The 16,568-nt window shown below is 46.2% G+C and carries 13 protein-coding genes; 1 reads left to right on the top strand and 12 read right to left on the bottom strand.

Going from position 1 to position 16,568, the window contains the following annotated elements:
- Positions 1-64 precede the first annotated feature (64 nt).
- The 7 genes from priA to MHI25_RS12805 all read right to left on the bottom strand — a co-directional run bounded on the left by priA (position 65) and on the right by MHI25_RS12805 (position 7,998).
- Positions 65-2,596: a primosomal protein N' gene (gene priA / locus MHI25_RS12835; RefSeq protein ID WP_076275857.1), complete on the bottom strand. Its 2,532-nt coding sequence runs from the start codon at positions 2,594-2,596 to the stop codon at positions 65-67.
- Positions 2,596-3,831, bottom strand: coding sequence for a bifunctional phosphopantothenoylcysteine decarboxylase/phosphopantothenate--cysteine ligase CoaBC (coaBC, locus tag MHI25_RS12830; protein WP_340395505.1), 1,236 nt, complete (start codon positions 3,829-3,831; stop codon positions 2,596-2,598). Before coaBC ends, priA begins: the two co-directional genes overlap by 1 nt.
- Before the next feature lie 216 nt (positions 3,832-4,047).
- Positions 4,048-4,248: a DNA-directed RNA polymerase subunit omega gene (gene rpoZ, locus MHI25_RS12825; protein ID WP_036686188.1), complete on the bottom strand. Its 201-nt coding sequence runs from the start codon at positions 4,246-4,248 to the stop codon at positions 4,048-4,050.
- A 51-nt stretch (positions 4,249-4,299) separates the two neighbouring features.
- Positions 4,300-4,869: a guanylate kinase gene (gene gmk, locus MHI25_RS12820; RefSeq protein WP_076129144.1), complete on the bottom strand. Its 570-nt coding sequence runs from the start codon at positions 4,867-4,869 to the stop codon at positions 4,300-4,302.
- 19 nt (positions 4,870-4,888) lie between these two features.
- On the bottom strand, positions 4,889-5,149 hold the full coding sequence (locus MHI25_RS12815; RefSeq protein WP_006209218.1) for a DUF370 domain-containing protein: 261 nt from the start codon (positions 5,147-5,149) through the stop codon (positions 4,889-4,891).
- A 48-nt stretch (positions 5,150-5,197) separates the two neighbouring features.
- Positions 5,198-6,091 (bottom strand): YicC/YloC family endoribonuclease, encoded by an 894-nt coding sequence (locus tag MHI25_RS12810; RefSeq protein ID WP_076129143.1) that lies wholly within the window; start codon positions 6,089-6,091, stop codon positions 5,198-5,200.
- A 38-nt stretch (positions 6,092-6,129) separates the two neighbouring features.
- A complete protein-coding gene (locus tag MHI25_RS12805; RefSeq protein WP_340395504.1) occupies positions 6,130-7,998 on the bottom strand; it encodes a bifunctional homocysteine S-methyltransferase/methylenetetrahydrofolate reductase in 1,869 nt (622 codons plus the stop codon).
- Positions 7,999-8,183: 185 nt separating this feature from the next.
- Between MHI25_RS12805 and MHI25_RS12800 the strand changes: the two genes are divergently transcribed.
- Positions 8,184-8,441 carry a hypothetical protein gene (locus MHI25_RS12800; protein WP_036686181.1) on the top strand — a complete coding sequence of 86 codons (258 nt, stop codon included), beginning with the start codon at positions 8,184-8,186 and terminating at the stop codon, positions 8,439-8,441.
- Here the strand turns inward: MHI25_RS12800 and MHI25_RS12795 are convergent.
- From MHI25_RS12795 to MHI25_RS12775, 5 genes are all read right to left on the bottom strand, one after another.
- Positions 8,414-9,514: a GerAB/ArcD/ProY family transporter gene (locus MHI25_RS12795; protein WP_076129140.1), complete on the bottom strand. Its 1,101-nt coding sequence runs from the start codon at positions 9,512-9,514 to the stop codon at positions 8,414-8,416. The two genes, MHI25_RS12800 and MHI25_RS12795, sit on opposite strands and share 28 nt — an antisense overlap.
- Positions 9,515-9,536: 22 nt before the next feature.
- Complete coding sequence (locus tag MHI25_RS12790) at positions 9,537-10,826, bottom strand: Ger(x)C family spore germination protein (RefSeq protein WP_340395503.1); 1,290 nt, start codon at positions 10,824-10,826, stop codon at positions 9,537-9,539.
- Entirely contained in the window at positions 10,744-12,405 is a 1,662-nt protein-coding gene (locus MHI25_RS12785) for a spore germination protein (protein ID WP_076183382.1), read from the bottom strand. Before MHI25_RS12785 ends, MHI25_RS12790 begins: the two co-directional genes overlap by 83 nt.
- Before the next feature lie 146 nt (positions 12,406-12,551).
- Positions 12,552-13,388, bottom strand: coding sequence for a diaminopimelate epimerase (gene dapF / locus MHI25_RS12780; protein ID WP_076129138.1), 837 nt, complete (start codon positions 13,386-13,388; stop codon positions 12,552-12,554).
- 132 nt (positions 13,389-13,520) lie between these two features.
- Positions 13,521-16,337, bottom strand: a complete 2,817-nt coding sequence (locus MHI25_RS12775; RefSeq protein ID WP_076189874.1) for a calcium-translocating P-type ATPase, SERCA-type — start codon at positions 16,335-16,337, stop codon at positions 13,521-13,523.
- Positions 16,338-16,568 lie beyond the last annotated feature (231 nt).

Below are 16,568 nucleotides of genomic sequence, written 5' to 3'. Positions count from 1 at the left end.
GAACATTTCTATATTTAAAGTCAATTGATAAAGCTCTTTTTTTACATTGTAACATGATACGGATTTACATCAACATCTGCGGATCCACATCAATGCTGATCTGAAGACCAGTATCCCGTACAGAATCCTCTAACTCTTCAGCCACTTGGCGGACAAGTCCAATTACATCGATGGCGCCGCGCCATTTTATCATACACTGGAATCTATATCTACCCTTTAATCGAGGGATAGGTGAAGCCACAGGACCCAACAGATCTAACACATCACTGGTTAGCTTATCGAGACTTCCATACCATCTTAGCTGTCTGGCTTTTCCTTGAAGATTCAGAGCATAATTCTCTGCCATCCGCAGTAGAAGCGGCAGCTGTTCATGAGACAATGTGACCAGGATGAGTCTGCAATACGGCGGATAATGGAGGCCTCTACGATGCTTCAGCTCTTCACGTACAAAAGAGAGATAGTCATGTCCGCTGGCATGAATAATGGAATAATGCTCTGGCGTATAGGACTGAACGACCACTTCGCCTGGAAGCTGATGCCGGCCTGCTCTGCCTGCAACTTGTGTAAGCAATTGGAATGTCTTCTCTGCTGCGCGAAAATCGGGCAGGTTCAACGCTGAATCTGCTGTGATTACACCAACAAGAGTGACATCTGGAAAATCCAGTCCCTTTGCTACCATCTGAGTCCCCAGGAGAACATCCGCTTTTTTGTCCCGGAATTGGTTCAGCAGCTTCTCATGTGAGCCTTTTTCTGTTGTTGTGTCCACATCCATACGAATCACTCGTATGCCTGGGAACAGCTTACCAAGCTCTTCTTCCACCCGCTGTGTACCCGTTCCGAAAAACCGGATATGCTCACTCCCACACTCCGGACAAAGCTTAGGTGCTGGTTCAGCATGGCCACAATAATGACAACGTAAATTGTCACTACGGCTATGATATGTTAGTGAGATATCACATTCTGGACAACCGGCTACGTAACCACAGCTACGACACATGACAAAGGTGGAGAAACCTCTACGGTTAAGCAGCAGCACGGTCTGTTCTCCGCGTTCCAGCCTCTCTTCCAGTGCTGAATGAAGCTTTCGGCTGAACATCGAACGGTTGCCTTCTTTAAGCTCTTCCCGCATGTCTACTACGTTCACCTTTGGAAGTTCATTTCCTAGCGCACGGGTAGGCATCTCCAGCAGTACCGGTGAAAAATGAATATCACTCTGCGATCTTGCAGCATGATAGCTTTCCAGCGAAGGCGTGGCAGATCCAAGAATCACAGCTGCCCCACACTGCTCCGCTCTACGAATAGCAGCATCACGGGCATGATATTTCGGATTCTCCTCCTGTTTATAAGAGGTCTCATGTTCTTCATCCATAATAATCAGCCCTAAGTTGGAGAAAGGAGCAAACACGGCCGATCTTGCGCCTACAGCGACTGTGGCCTTTCCTTCACGGATTTTACGCCACTCATCGTAGCGCTCACCAACAGACAGCCGGCTATGCATAACCGCGACCCCGCTGCCGAACCGTCCCTTAAACCGCTCCACCATTTGTGGCGTTAAAGCAATCTCTGGAACAAGAACAACAGCCTGTCTACCCTGATCTAAACAACGTTTAATACACTGCAAATAGATCTCTGTCTTACCACTACCCGTAACGCCATGAAGCAGAAATACTTCGTGAAGCTGCTCTTCTACGGTTCGAGAAATCCTTGTATATACGACCTCTTGTTCCGCTGTGAGCGGTAGAGGTGCGGTAGGTTTAAAATCTCGCCCTTGATAAGGATCGCGATAGACTTCAATTTCACTGATCTCGATAAATCCTTTTTCCTCCAAGGCCTTTACAGTACTTGCCGTTACTTGGAGTGCAGACAAAACTTCTTTAAGGGCCATGGGGAGTGTAGCTTCCATATCAACTAAAAAGCTCAGAACTTCCTTCTGGCGTGCTGATTTTTTCGGAAATTTGTTCAAAGCCTCCCGGGCAGCAGTGACACCTATCGCCAGATCGACTGCCTTGAGCTTTTTCTTGCCCATTTTATCCTTAATGGATTGACTCTCTATAAGTACTCCACGCCGCAGCATGAACTTCACCGTCTCAGCAGCCTCAGGAAATGCACGAGTAAGCTGCTTCATGGAAACTTCGCCACTACGTCCAATAAATTCTGTGATTAGCCGTTCCTCATCCCCTGTGTCCGCAAACATTGGGAACAATTCATCCTCTGGAAATGCTGTCTCTTCCTGCACATCTCCAAGTGAAATCAGCCGTTCTGCCTTCCCTTTTAGAGCGGTGGGCAACATCGCCTGCAGTGCTGAAATTCGTCTACATGCATATCTTTTACTCATCCAGTCCGCAAGCTCAACTAATTCAGGAGATAAAGGCGGGAGCAGATCCAACACTTCTTGGATTGGCTTCAGGCTAGGATTCACTAGAGTCTCGCCTGATTCTAAAGAAACTACAAAACCTTGGACTGTCCGGTGCCCAAACGGAACGGCTACCCGACTGCCCACTTCAATCCATAATTTCAGGGATTCTGGAATACTATAATCAAATGGCCGGTCAGTGCTGCGTACAGGCACATCCACAATGACCTTGGCGATATCCATTATAATGAAGCTCCAGTAATTCGCTCTGCCACGAGCGTCAGCAAACGACGAGCAACCTCATCCTTCGACAATTGTGGCAATTCAAGCACCAATCCATTCACATCATATATCGAAACGATATTCGTATCCGCTCCAAATCCGGCTCCTGCAGCCGCTACATTGTTAGCAACGATGAGATCGCAGTTTTTGCGGACCAGCTTGTCCTTAGCATAAAATTCCGTATTGCCCGTTTCCGCAGCAAAGCCAACCAAAAACTGCTTGTTTTTGTTCTTACCGAGTGTTTCCAGAATATCCGTTGTCTTCACAAGCTCAAGCGTCATCGTCTCTCCGCTTTTTTTAATCTTAGAAGGCTCACTATGCTTCGGACGGTAATCCGATACAGCCGCCGCCTTGATCATAATATCGCAGCTGTCCCACTGTGCGGTAACTGCTTCATACATTTCCTGTGCAGATTGAACACGAATGACTGAAATCTCTGGATCCTGTGGAGGGGCCTCATCTGTACGCGCAGCAATCAACGTTACCTCAGCTCCCATTGCGCGCGCAGTACGTGCTAATGCGAAGCCCATTTTACCTGATGAATCATTGGAGATATAACGTACTGGATCAATGCGTTCTACCGTTCCACCCGCTGTGATGACGATTTTTTTACCCACAAGAGGTTTGGATGCGACGCTTGCTTGATGTGCAAAAAAATTCTCAACCACACTCACAATAGCCTCTGGCTCTTCTAGCCGACCTTTGCCAACGTATCCACATGCCAGCAGTCCTTCACCAGGCTCAATAAATTGAATGCCCCGACTAGCGAGAATATTCAAATTATTAAGTACAGCTGGATGCTGATACATATGAACATTCATAGCTGGTGCAACCATAATAGGAGCCGTAGTAGCTAGCAGTGTTGTAGATAACATATCATCGGCGATCCCGTGCGCCATTTTGGCAATCATATTTGCGGTCGCGGGTGCTACCAGCACAAGATCCGCAGCATCTGCCAGATCAATATGTGAAATGGAGGATGGATCTCTCTCCTGGAATGTATCGCTGTATACTCGTTGCTTCGATAGTGACTGTAGAGTTAATTCTGTAATGAACTGCTTCGCCGAAGCTGTCATAATGACATGGACCTCGGCACCTTTTTGGACAAGCTTACTGGTCAAGGACGCCGCTTTATAAGCAGCAATTCCTCCTGTGATCCCAAGTAAAATAGTCTTCCCCTTCAAGCTCTTCAACATGATCTCCCCCCTGTTCCCTACTCTTACAACGAATGGCTATCTTTACGACGAGAAAAAAATAACAACCTTCCGGTTGTCATAAAGAGCCCGGTTCTGGGCTTTCATCATAAATTTAAGACCCGTAAATGCTCCATAACCCAAGAAGAAACGGCAGCGCCTCAAAACAAATAGGCGGCATCCGTTTCTACAATAGGTCATTATTACTTATGCTTGAGACTACTCTTCACCGCGGGTTAGAGTAATGCGATCTTCGTAAATTTCCTCAAGAGCAACACCAACAAATTTATGCGATCTAGGATTCTTCACATCTGTCTTGCCACCCTCACGCAATTGTCTAGCACGACGTGCAGCAGCGACAACGAGCGAATACTTACTGTCAACCTTAGTCATCATTTCATCAATGGATGGATATAGCACTGGGACACCTCTTCATAGTTTACTGTTAATACATTTGACCTTCAGCATAAATTATCTGACTTTACAATGTTCGGCGATAATAATGCTTTCTATTCTCTTACAAGCCAGATCAATCTCATCATTCACAACAGCATAATCATAATGCTGCATTAAGTTGATCTCATCCTCCGCTACAGTCATGCGGTGATCGATCACATCTGGATGCTCAGTACCCCGTCCGCGAATGCGGTCCTTCAACTCGTCCATGGATGGAGGAAGAAGGAACACAAAAATCCCTTCAGGAAATTTCTCTTTAACTTTGAGAGCGCCTTGAACCTCAATTTCGAGAATAATGTCTTTGCCGCTATTGAGAGTTCTCTCCACAAAATCACGTGGAGTACCGTAATAATTACCTACGTACTCCGCGTATTCAAGCAATTGATCGGCTTCGATCATTGCCATAAATTCATCTTTGCTTTTAAAAAAATAGTTGACGCCATCTTCCTCACCCGCACGCGGACTGCGAGTAGTAGCAGAAACTGAGTAGACAAGTTCGGGCATCTTCGGACGTAGTGCTGTACAAACAGTACCTTTACCTACGCCGGAAGGTCCGGATAATATGATGAGCAATCCTTTTGACATAATACACTCCATTTAGTTGTTATTCGTCGTTGTCGTCATCTTTACTGGATAAGCGATGCGCCACAGTCTCCGGCTGTACAGCCGATAGGATGACATGATCACTATCTGTAATGATTACGGCACGAGTCCGTCGGCCATAGGTGGCGTCGATCAACATATGCCGATCACGTGCCTCCTGGATAATACGTTTGATTGGTGCAGATTCCGGACTGACGATAGAAATAATGCGGTTGGCAGACACAATATTTCCAAAGCCAATGTTAATAAGTTTGATTGCCATGTTCCGGTAGTTCCCCCCATAAAGTTCTATGCTATTACCTATTCCCGATTACTCTATGTTCGCAGCTTGTTCTCGAATCTTCTCCAGTTCTGCTTTCATATCTAGCACAAGACCCACGAGAGTTAGATGATTGCATTTCGATCCGATTGTATTCGTCTCACGGTTCATCTCCTGAATGAGAAAATCCAGTTTGCGTCCTACCGGTCCTTTCCCCTTCAGGAGGGCTCTGCATTGCTCGAAATGACTATACAACCGGGTCAACTCTTCATCAATATTACAGCGATCTGCAAAAATAGCGATCTCCATCCCAAATTTATGCTCATCAAAAGCGAACGTCCCATCATTTAGTTCATTTAATCGATGTCGAAGTTTCTCTCGATATTCAATGATTACGACAGGTGCAAGTTCAACCATTTCAGCATGCATGTTCTCAAGATGGTTCAGGCGCTGTTCAATATCAGCGGCTAGAAAACTTCCTTCACGGGCGCGCATCTCCAGCAGAGACTGCAAACACTGCTCAAGTCCCGCCTCCAATACTTCGGAGTAGTCTTCTAATGTCGCAGACACGGCACCCGCAGCCTCGTCTTTGCTGTCCATAATACCGGGTATAGAAAGTATATCACGTAAAGTCAACTCACCACTCAAACCATATTCATTCTTAAGCTGCTCTGCTGCCTTTAGATAGGTCATTACAGCAGAGTGATTCAGAACCGGTCTAACAGTCGACTCATCGTGCTCTCTATTGATGGTAACATCTATTCTTCCCCGTTTGATGTGCTGCTGAACCTTTCTTCTCAACACATCCTCATAACCCGTCCAATCCCGGGGCATCCGCAGTACAACTTCGCAGTACCGGTGATTCACCGATTTCACTTCGAACATAATCTTGTAGCCGCCGAATTGCAGGGACGATTGACCGTATCCGGTCATGCTAAATGACAACGGAATCACATCCATTACACTATTGTAATTGATTATTACTAGCGAAACAAGGGGGACAATTTGCGTCCTGATTTCTCCCACACATACTCCATTAGCTGTGCACTCATATCGTAGAACATGAACGGAGTCATCAGATAGATCCCATTAAAATGGGCAGTAGCAACATCTAACAGTTCCTTAGCGATAGCGACACCTTCTGCTCTTCCAGCTTCCCCTTCAAGTCCCTTCATGCGGTTGCGGACATCGTCCGTAAGCTGAATACCGGGAACCTCATTATGCAGAAACTCTGCATTTCGTCCGCTTGCCAGTGGCATAACCCCAATGAATACAGGGATTTCCAGATGTGCTGTTGCCTCAGCTATCTTCACGATAAGTTCCTGATCATAGACAGGCTGGGTCATAATATAGTCGGCACCAGAGGCGATTTTCTTCTCCAGACGTTGCACTGCCTTATCCAAATGTTTAACATTCGGGTTAAACGCAGCTCCGATTACAAAATTCGCTTTCTGTTTCAAAGGTTTACCTGAGAAGGAAATCCCGTCATTCAGCTGCTTGATCATTCTAATTATCTCAAAAGAAGTTAAATCATAAACCGAGCTTGAGCCGGGAAGATCTCCAAATTTCGCAGGATCACCTGTTACGGCCAGCACATGATCAATTCCAAGCGCATCAAAACCCATCAAATGGGATTGAGTACCAATCAAATTACGATCCCGGCAAGCAATATGCACTAGCGGACGAAGTCCGGTTTTAGCGTGCACCAAATGCCCCAACGCCATATTGCTCATCCGTGTAACAGCCAGAGAGTTGTCGGCGAGTGTCAACGCATCCGCGCCTGCTCTTCTTAGCGCTTCTGCACCCTGCATAAACTTTGCGATATCCAATTCACGAGGTGGATCAAGCTCAACAATAACCGTATGTCGTTCCTTTACCAGATCAACCAGGTTCGGCTCTCTACCCTCTCTACCATCATCGCCAAAATTATCTTGCAGCGATACACGCTCCACAGCAGGTGGCAACGGTTTAGGAAGCGGTTGCGGTACATAATTCTTCAGTGCAGACGAGATTTCTGCGATATGCTGCGGAGTTGTACCACAGCAACCACCGATTATCCGGCAGCCCATCTCCGCAAAAGTCTGCGCCATTTGCCCAAAATATTCTGGAGAAGCCCCGTACCGGTATTCTCCGTCTACATAATCCGCTACACCCGCATTTGGATACACAGAAGCTGGCAAAACCAGACTCCCTTGTACAGCTTTGAGCGCCCGCTTCATTCCGTTCGGGCCTGTGTTACAGTTAAATCCGATAACATCAGCGCCATCGCTTTCCAGGATACGAAAAGCTTCCGGTAAAGTTAATCCATCTAATGTGCGTGCTGTTTCATCGACAGCTAATTGGCAAACTACAGGAAGCGAGCTGATCTTGCGGAGTGTTCTTAGAGCTAAATGCAGTTCCTCAACATCGTAGAAGGTTTCCAGCATAATGCCATCTACGTCCTCTTCTAACAATGCAGCAATCTGCTGTGTAAAATATTTTTTCAGCTCTGTGGAAGAGAGATTCGCACGTTTACCCGCACGAATAGATCCTACAGCTCCTAATACATACCCATGATCTCCAGCAGCCCGGCGAGCGATTCTAACCCCGGCTCGATTGATTTCCTCAACCTTAGATTCTAGACCATATTTAGAGAGCCTGTCATAGTTCGCCGAGAAGGTGTTGCTCTCCAGCAGCACTGCCCCTGCCTCAATATAGCTGCGGTGAACATCTTCGATTACCCCCGGAGAGGTCAAATTCAATTCTTCATAGGAAATGCCGACCGGGAAACCCTTCTGATATAAGTAGGTGCCCATCGCTCCGTCTCCGACTAATACTTTATTTCCCCATGCGGAACGTAAATCCGGCTTCACAACAAGATCCTCCCCTGCCACATTAGTTTCTAACTTTAGTTTCATACTAATGTAACATAAATCGGTATGGATGATAAGCTTTCCAAAAGAAATGCATTTAGCCCAAAATATCCACCATGCATGTTCATCTATAAAAAGCTTCATACTAACGTTAATGCTGATATTTCCATAAAGGAGAGAATACTTTGAAGAAAAAAACAAGAAAGTTTCTGATCCGAAAATACGCTGTAACTTTACTGCTAGCCACTCTCTGCTTATTGTATATTTATTTGCTAGATTGGCTGTATGGCTATGGGCTGGGTAACGTCGGCTATATCCTTAATTATCTATTCTATACCGCCTCTGAGAAAGCAACGGCTTGTATTTTGCTGCTCTGCTTGTTCATCCCCGATATCTACTACTGGAAAACAGGACATCAACCAGAACGTGGCGGGGAAAGATGACTTCTTATCGCCGCAACAATGACAAGAATTACAGGGATCAACACCATAAAGAACGGGAAAATCGTATATAACAATCTCCCTCCCTCATTAATATGTTCAGTAAAGCTCCGCGCGTTCAACATCGAGCTGAACAGAATGATCAGAGCACAGGGATAGACCATTCTCCGGTAAGGAATTTTGAACAATTCGGAAATCCCTATAAGTGCCGCCGCAAAAAACACTGACATTTTGAAAAAAACGCCGATAATCAGCACCATAACTACTAGAATATCCACACGTTGAATAAAATCAGAGATTGAAATCTTGCTAATCGTGGGCATCAGAGGGAGGGGTGAACGTTTCACAATATCTGTGCCCAGCACGGAGATATTCAGCATCATAGTCAGACTTAAGAGCAAACCTGAAACAAATATCCCTGCTCCGATGACCCAAGGACCTTTTTTAACATTATTCAGATAGGGCATTAGCATGGTAAAACAAATCATTTCACCAAAAGGGAACATATAGTTCTGACGAATGACAGATTCGATCACAGGCTGGAACCCATTCTCAAAAACAGGAAGCAATCGATTCAAATTAATGGAGCCCGATAACATCAGCATGATCGAGCAAAATATACCTATCAGCATTACGAGAGTTGCGAATACCAATGAAGTTCGGGATAACACCTCTACTCCTTTATGCAAAACATACGCAGAAGATAAGATCATCAATGTAGATATGATAAACAACGGTGTGCGGTGCATAGTAGCCATAACCAGCATGGAACTGCCATCCCGTAAATCACGACCCGCTAAATTGAGAAAAAGGATAATGTAGAGAACGGAAATCACCGTACCTAAGGATCTTCCCAGCAGCTTGCGGGTATATGCCGTTAAGGGGAGATCCGGAAACTTTCTGTATAAATAAGTGTACCCCGAAAAAATAATCAAACCGATCAAATTTCCGAGCAGTATGGATATCCACGCATCTTTACCAGACTCCATCCCAAGATTCACTACCAGTGCTGTTCCAAGTTCAAACAACAAAGTCAACGTGAAAAATTGGAGTAGTCCTATTTTTATTTTTCCCATAGCTGCTCCTCCTTTATCGTCATTACTTATACTTGGACTGAAAGGAATCACTCCGCATATCCGTATGCCTGATCACAGCATCCGTATTGATATTAATCTGGCAGGTTTCAAATATACGATCCCAATGATCTTTTACTTGTTTCCAGCCACGTGGATTAGCTCTTTCTGCTGCTTCACCAAAACCTAGATAATCACTTTTTAACGAACGGGCAGTTGTTATGGCAGCGCGAATCTGTTCTTTAATATTCTTTTCCAAAAGCTTCGAAAGATTATTTAACACCGTTGGATCTGTTAGATCCAAGCCATTGGGCGATTCCTTTAATCCAGCCTGCTGAGTGACGTTAATCGTGAAGATAGGATGCTCTATGTCTTTCGCATCAGCGTGGATATGTACCTGTGATAAATACACATTAAACGATATATAATCATTCTCACCTATCGAGACCAGTACCGGCATCTGAGAGATTTTATTCTTAAGCAAAACGGTACCGATCGCCTCCTCCCCTTGCAGCCACCCTTTAAGCTTGTCTTCTTTAAAAGCTGCAAGACCCGTAACTTTTATTATGGCCTCCGGTCTTATTTTTTTTAAATTATCATTACTTTCCCTCTGCTCCAAATCTCCAGTCACTAGCACGCCATTGATCACTGGCCCCCCACCAGGAACCTGTATCCCCCGGATAATATCATCCACTTCCATCCGATAGTTATATCCGAATTGTTTAGAGGTCGTCTGCAGCTTTTCCACCAAATCGTTGGATGGAATTCTTCCGAACACGGTCATAGTCGTCATACATTCACTAGCAGGCTGTCCCTTGGAAATAAAAATCAGGCTTGTCAGCCGGGTTTCACTTTCCCTTTCCAGCACATCCATGATATCCTTGATGCCTTCTTGCGCGAACTTCTCGGAAATGATGACCACCCGAATATGTCCTAAAGACAAAAAACGTGCAGTCTGACGCGAGGCATTGGCTAATGCTTCAAACATAGAGCGGCCGCTACCTTTATATACCGAAACAGGTGAAGTCCCTCTAGCGTTCTTCCCAGAGATTTCGTCAGCAACGATAACCTGAAAGGATACTACGTATTTCTCTTCTTCTGTAGGTCCTCTATCTATGGACACACCCGAAACGATGGCTCTTCTGTTTAATTCCACACTATCCCAGCAGCCTGTGAGACTAAGACAGATCAATACGCAAGGTAATAAAAGTCCTGCTAAGAAAAAATTGCATTTACTCAGAATCTTGCTTTCCTTTCTTATGCGGCTGTGTCCCTTTAGTCTTATCAAGAATTTTTGGAGATAGGTTCTGTTCATGTCCGGCTGTGATCTCCTTCCCTTCTGAAATGTTCCCTTGCTGCGCAGTAGCAGGAGCTGGTTCTGCTGTGCCAAGCGCCCACAAAGGCAGCCTTAAGACGGCATCCTTCTGACCTCTGGATGACAAAGGCACGATTGGAGACAAATAAGGAACGCCAAAAGTCCGCAGACTGTTCATATGTGCAACCAGTACGATTAAACCCAGTGTAATCCCGTAAAAACCAAACATACCAGCCAATATCAAAAAACCAAAGCGGATAATTCTGCCCGCAATCGCCATGTTATACGCTGGAATGGCAAAGCTCGCAATCCCGGTCAACGCGACCACAATCACCATAACGGGCGTAATAATTCCAGCCTCTACCACAGCCTGACCAAGAATCAGAGCACCTACTACAGATACGGTCTGCCCAACTGCACGCGGCATTCTTACTCCCGCTTCCCGGATGATTTCAAACGCACCTTCCATTAGAATAGCTTCGACAAAAGCGGGGAAAGGCACATTTTCCCGTTGCGATAACAGGTTGATCAGCAAAGTCGTAGGGATCATCTCATAATGAAACGTCGTCAAAGCTATATACACGGAAGGCCCTAGAATAAGCACAATAAAACTGATATACCGAATAATTCGCATCAGAATAGCAATATCGAACCTTTGCGCATAATCCGAAGCTGACTGAAAAAAAAGAGTGAAAACCGCAGGCAAAATCAATACAAAGGGGGTGCCATCAACGACAATCACTACCCTCCCTTCTAACAGATTCGTTGCAGCCACGTCTGGCCGCTCGCTGTTATTGATCGTTGGAAAAGGGGTAAAGGTCTTATCCTGAATCAGCTCTTCGATATAACCGGATTCCATGATGGCATCTACATTAATCTGCTGCAGCCGTTTTCTAACTTCTTCAACCAGCTTCTCGTCCGCAGTATCCTTGATGTACATAAAAACCACATCGGTCTGAGTTACCGCCCCGATCTTCACATGCTCGAGTCTTAGTTTGGGTGATCTTATTCTTCTGCGTATTAATGAGACATTCGTAGCCAAAGATTCAACAAAGCTATCCTTTGGACCACGCACAACTAGCTGAGTGGAGGGTTCAGTGACAGAACGAGCTTCCCCTCCTTCAGTCTCACACATGATGCCACTGTCATAACCTTCAATGAGAATCAGTGTCTTCCCAGAAAGAATTCCGAGCAGCACCTCGTTCCAATCCTCCTGCAGCTGCGCTTCACCTATTTCCAGGGCACGGTTTAAAATGAGGTCATTCAGATTATTTGCTGCAGTATTACTTTCCTTAAGCATCTCATCTGTTATGGAGAGCAATGAACCCATTACAAATTGATTCACGGTTTCTGTCTTAGCTAGACCATTAAGATGTACCGCAGCAGCCTCAACAAAGGATTGCTCACCAAGCTTTACCTGGCGGATTCTAAGATCCGGACTATCTCCCAGCTCGGTAATGATATTGTTTAGTGTCTGCTCCAGATGAATGGTTAATCTGGCTCCCGAACCTGAACCCGCCGGGTCTGCTTGCTGTCCCTTACCGGATTTATTTCTTTTAGTTAACCCGTTGATGTTCAACAAGCTCCCCTCCTTTCTCTCATAAACATTGTAGTATTATTCTCGGTTACTCCTTCCATTATTCGGCTGCTTAAAGTCACATCAGGTTAAAAACACAAAAAAGGCAGTCCAAGAATGCGCTCTTGGACTGCCTTTTTTATTATTTTTTATATTGCTACACTGCCCGTGAATACGACCTCAGCAGGTCCAGTCATATAAACATGATTATCCTCTTCATTCCATTCAATATAGAGATCGCCGCCCTTTAGACTAATCCAAGCTGCCCGGTCTGTAAGATCATTCAGCACAGAGGAGACAAGGGTTGCACAGGCTCCAGTGCCACAGGCAAGCGTAGGTCCTGCCCCACGTTCCCAGACACGCATATCCACTCTCCCCCGATCCAGTACCGTTGCGAATTCAACGTTTACTTTTCTCGGGAACAAAGGATGTACCTCAAGCTTAGGTCCCCATGTGGCAAGATCAAAATTCACTGCATCTTCTACGTAAATCACGCAATGAGGATTTCCCATGGATACCGCTGTGAACGTAAATTCGGTTCCGTCCGCTTCAATCGGCTGAGAGAGCACTGGCTCTGCATCAATAGATACTGGAATTTGCAGACCGGACAATACAGGTTCGCCCATATCTACAGTTACAGTCTCCACAACACCGTCTTTCACGTTTAATGTAACCTTTTGTTCTCCGGCACCAATCGTTTCTATTACAATCTGCTCTGAGCTTACCAGTCCGTGGTCATATACATATTTAGAGACACAGCGAATAGCATTTCCGCACTGCTCCGCCTCCGAACCATCAGAATTCATAATACGCATCATGAAATCGCCACGCTCAGAAGGAAGGATATATACCAGTCCGTCAGCACCGATTCCAAAGAACCGGTTGCATAGGGTTACAGCAAGCTCCGCTGCATTACTTGGCAGCTCTTGCTCACCGAAAACAACGATGAAGTCATTACCGAGGCCGTGCATTTTTGTAAATTCCATTAAAAGTCCACTCCTAAAGGTTATGTTAGCATTCGCTTAAGCTTAAGGTTCTGTGTAATTTAGCATTTCGCAAGCATATGAGCGGTTAACTGCAACAAGTATACCTTTAGGAATGGAGCATTAGTATTGACTTTATGCTGAAATTTTTGTACTTTTTATCATCGTACTGCCGCTGCGCCCCCGATTACGTTTGCCGCCCCAAACACTGCCGGCACCCATCAAGAAGGTTGGGATTCCCGCTGTTACAAACACCAGACACCATTCGCGGAAATTGAGCGGCACTGTTTTGAAGACAGGCTGGAGCACAGGCACGTACATTACGGCCAGCATCAGTAAGACTGATGACAATACGGCAAGCACTAGATACTTATTCTGGAACGGATTGCGGTGGAACACTGAGCGCGAGCTGCGGCAATCGAAGACGTGGATCAACTGTGCCATAACGAGTGTCGCAAAAGCCACCGACTGTGCGCGAATCAATTGTGCAGGATTCTCTGGTGCTATACGTAAAGTTAGCCAAAATGCTCCTAGCGTACATAAGCCAATTAAGAGTCCACGGCTTATAATTTTCCAGCCTAAGCGGCGGGCAAAAATATTCTCTTTCGCACCACGCGGTTTATGCTCCATCAAATCCTTCTCGGGCTGATCCACGCCAAGGGCCATCGCTGGCAGTCCGTCTGTCACCAGATTGACCCAAAGGATTTGAATGGGAACGAGCGGCAATGGCAGAGCGAGCATCATTGCAAAGAACATTGTCAGAATTTCTCCTACATTGGATGCCAACAAATAACGAATGAATTTACGAATATTCTCATAGATGTTTCTGCCTTCTTCGATGGCAGCAACGATCGTAGAGAAGTTATCATCTCCGAGAACAAGTGATGATGCTTCCTTGGTCACATCTGTGCCTGTGATACCCATGGCTATTCCGATGTCCGCAGCCTTAATGGCTGGAGCGTCATTCACTCCATCTCCGGTCATAGCCACTACGTGACCATGACGTTGTAGCGATTTAACGATCCGAAGCTTATGCTCTGGAGATACGCGGGCGAATACATACACATTGTCCGATACCTTATCCAGCTCATCATCATCCATCCGGGTTAACTGAGCACCTGTCAGCACCGTTCCCCCACGCTGCAGAATTCCCAGCTGGTGAGCAATAGCCTCGGCAGTTGTTCCATGGTCACCGGTAATCATAACCGTCTTAATCCCGGCCCGGCGTGTGACGCTGATGGCATCGCGGACTTCACGACGTGGCGGATCAATCATTCCAGCCAAACCAATAAAGACTAATTGATTCTCCGCATCCTTTTCACTATTCACATGTTCATTTGGTCGCATATCCCGGTAAGCCATACCTAGCACACGAAGGGCTCCAGAAGCCATCTGCTCATTGGCATCAAGCACCTTTTGCCGCAAAGTCGGCGTACAAGGCACAACACCGCCCTCCCAAAGCATGTATGAGCAGCGATTGAGCAGTACATCGGGCGCACCTTTTGTACATACCATCCGTCCTCCAGGATGGCCTACGATCACAGACATCAGCTTCCGTTCAGAATCAAACGGAAATTCCTGTTCACGAGTGTAGGTTACAGCAAGCGTCTGAGCGGTCAGACCCATCTTTCCTGACAGTGCCACGAGTGCTCCTTCAGTCGGGTCGCCCTTCAGTTCCCAAACGGAAGTGTTGTCTGCAGACTTTTCAAGAATAGCATCCTTATCCTTCCCTTTGCGTTTGCCTCGCACTTCAGACTGGAAGGTCTCGATGATTTCCGCGTTGCTGCATAATGCGCCGACCTGCAACATCCGCCGTAAGCTTTGATCATGTTTTAGATCCACTGCTTTACCTTTCTCCAGAACCTGTCCATTTGGAGCATACCCTTCGCCTGTTACCTCAAGACCACGTCCACCCGTCCATAATCGGGTCACCGTCATTTTATTCTGCGTTAAAGTTCCTGTCTTGTCTGAACAGATTACCGAGGCACAGCCCAGCGTTTCCACTGACGGCAATTTACGAACGATAGCTTTGCGTTTGATCATCCGCTGCACACCTAGCGCAAGCGCAATAGTTACAATAGCGGGGAGCCCTTCCGGAATCGCGGCAACTGCCAAGCTCACACCAGCCAAGAACATGGAGGTGGCAGGCTGTCCATGCAGAATACCTGCTGCCACAACTACAATTGTCAATCCCAGAGATACGTAGATCAGAATCTTTCCAAGTTGCTCAAGCCGATGCTGCAAAGGTGTTTCCTGAGAATCCGTATTCTGGATTAGATCTGCTATCTTACCCATTTCCGTATTCATACCGGTACGGATTACAACAGCTCTCCCTGTTCCTCTGGTTACCATAGTGCCCATGAAGCCTAAATTCTTCTGATCACCAAGCGGAATCTCTTCTGCACGGATCGCTTCCGAATGCTTCGAGACAGGTAATGATTCCCCAGTAAGTGCGGATTCTTCCACATATAGAGCACTGCATTCCAACCAACGTACATCAGCAGGAATCCGATCACCACTCTCCAGCAAGACAATATCGCCTGGCACCAACAGCTTGGCTGGGATAATCTCGCTATTCCCTCCACGTAGCACTTTCGCAGAAGGTGCGGAGAGCTGCTTTAAAGCTCTGAGCGAACGTTCGGCGCGAAACTCCTGAACAAATCCAAGCGCTCCATTCAGTAGGATAATCGCGATGATCGTGATGGCATCCAAGTATTCGCCTAGCAACCCGGATACAAGCGTTGCACCCATGAGCACAAGCACCATGAAATCCTTGAACTGGTTCAACAGCAGGGTAAACGGAGATACTGTCTTTCCTTCCGACAGCTCGTTGTACCCGTTCTCCTTTCGTCTCTCCGCGGCTTCCTCATCACTGAGGCCCGTCCTTGGCTGGACATTGAACATTTTCTGCAGCTCTTCTGCACCGAGACGGTGCCAACTGTTTTGTTCCATGACTTTTCTTTCCCTCCCGGTCGTTTCTTTACTTCCGGCGGCGCACAGCTTTTCCACCTGTTCATGACAAATGTATTCAAGGTCGTCCAATAATATCACCCCTATCCAATTCCCCTTTTGCGCGAATGTCCTAAAGTATGGCATCATAGAGAGGTAAGCATAAACGTCTTTGGCGTCCTTATAAGGACAGGTAGGCGTTTGAACGAGAAATATAAGACATAAAGTATTGTG

It is taken from the genome of Paenibacillus sp. FSL E2-0177, from assembly GCF_037992975.1.
Classification (GTDB): Bacteria; Bacillota; Bacilli; order Paenibacillales; family Paenibacillaceae; genus Paenibacillus_AQ; species Paenibacillus_AQ odorifer.
This window is presented reverse-complemented; position numbering and strand designations above follow the sequence as displayed.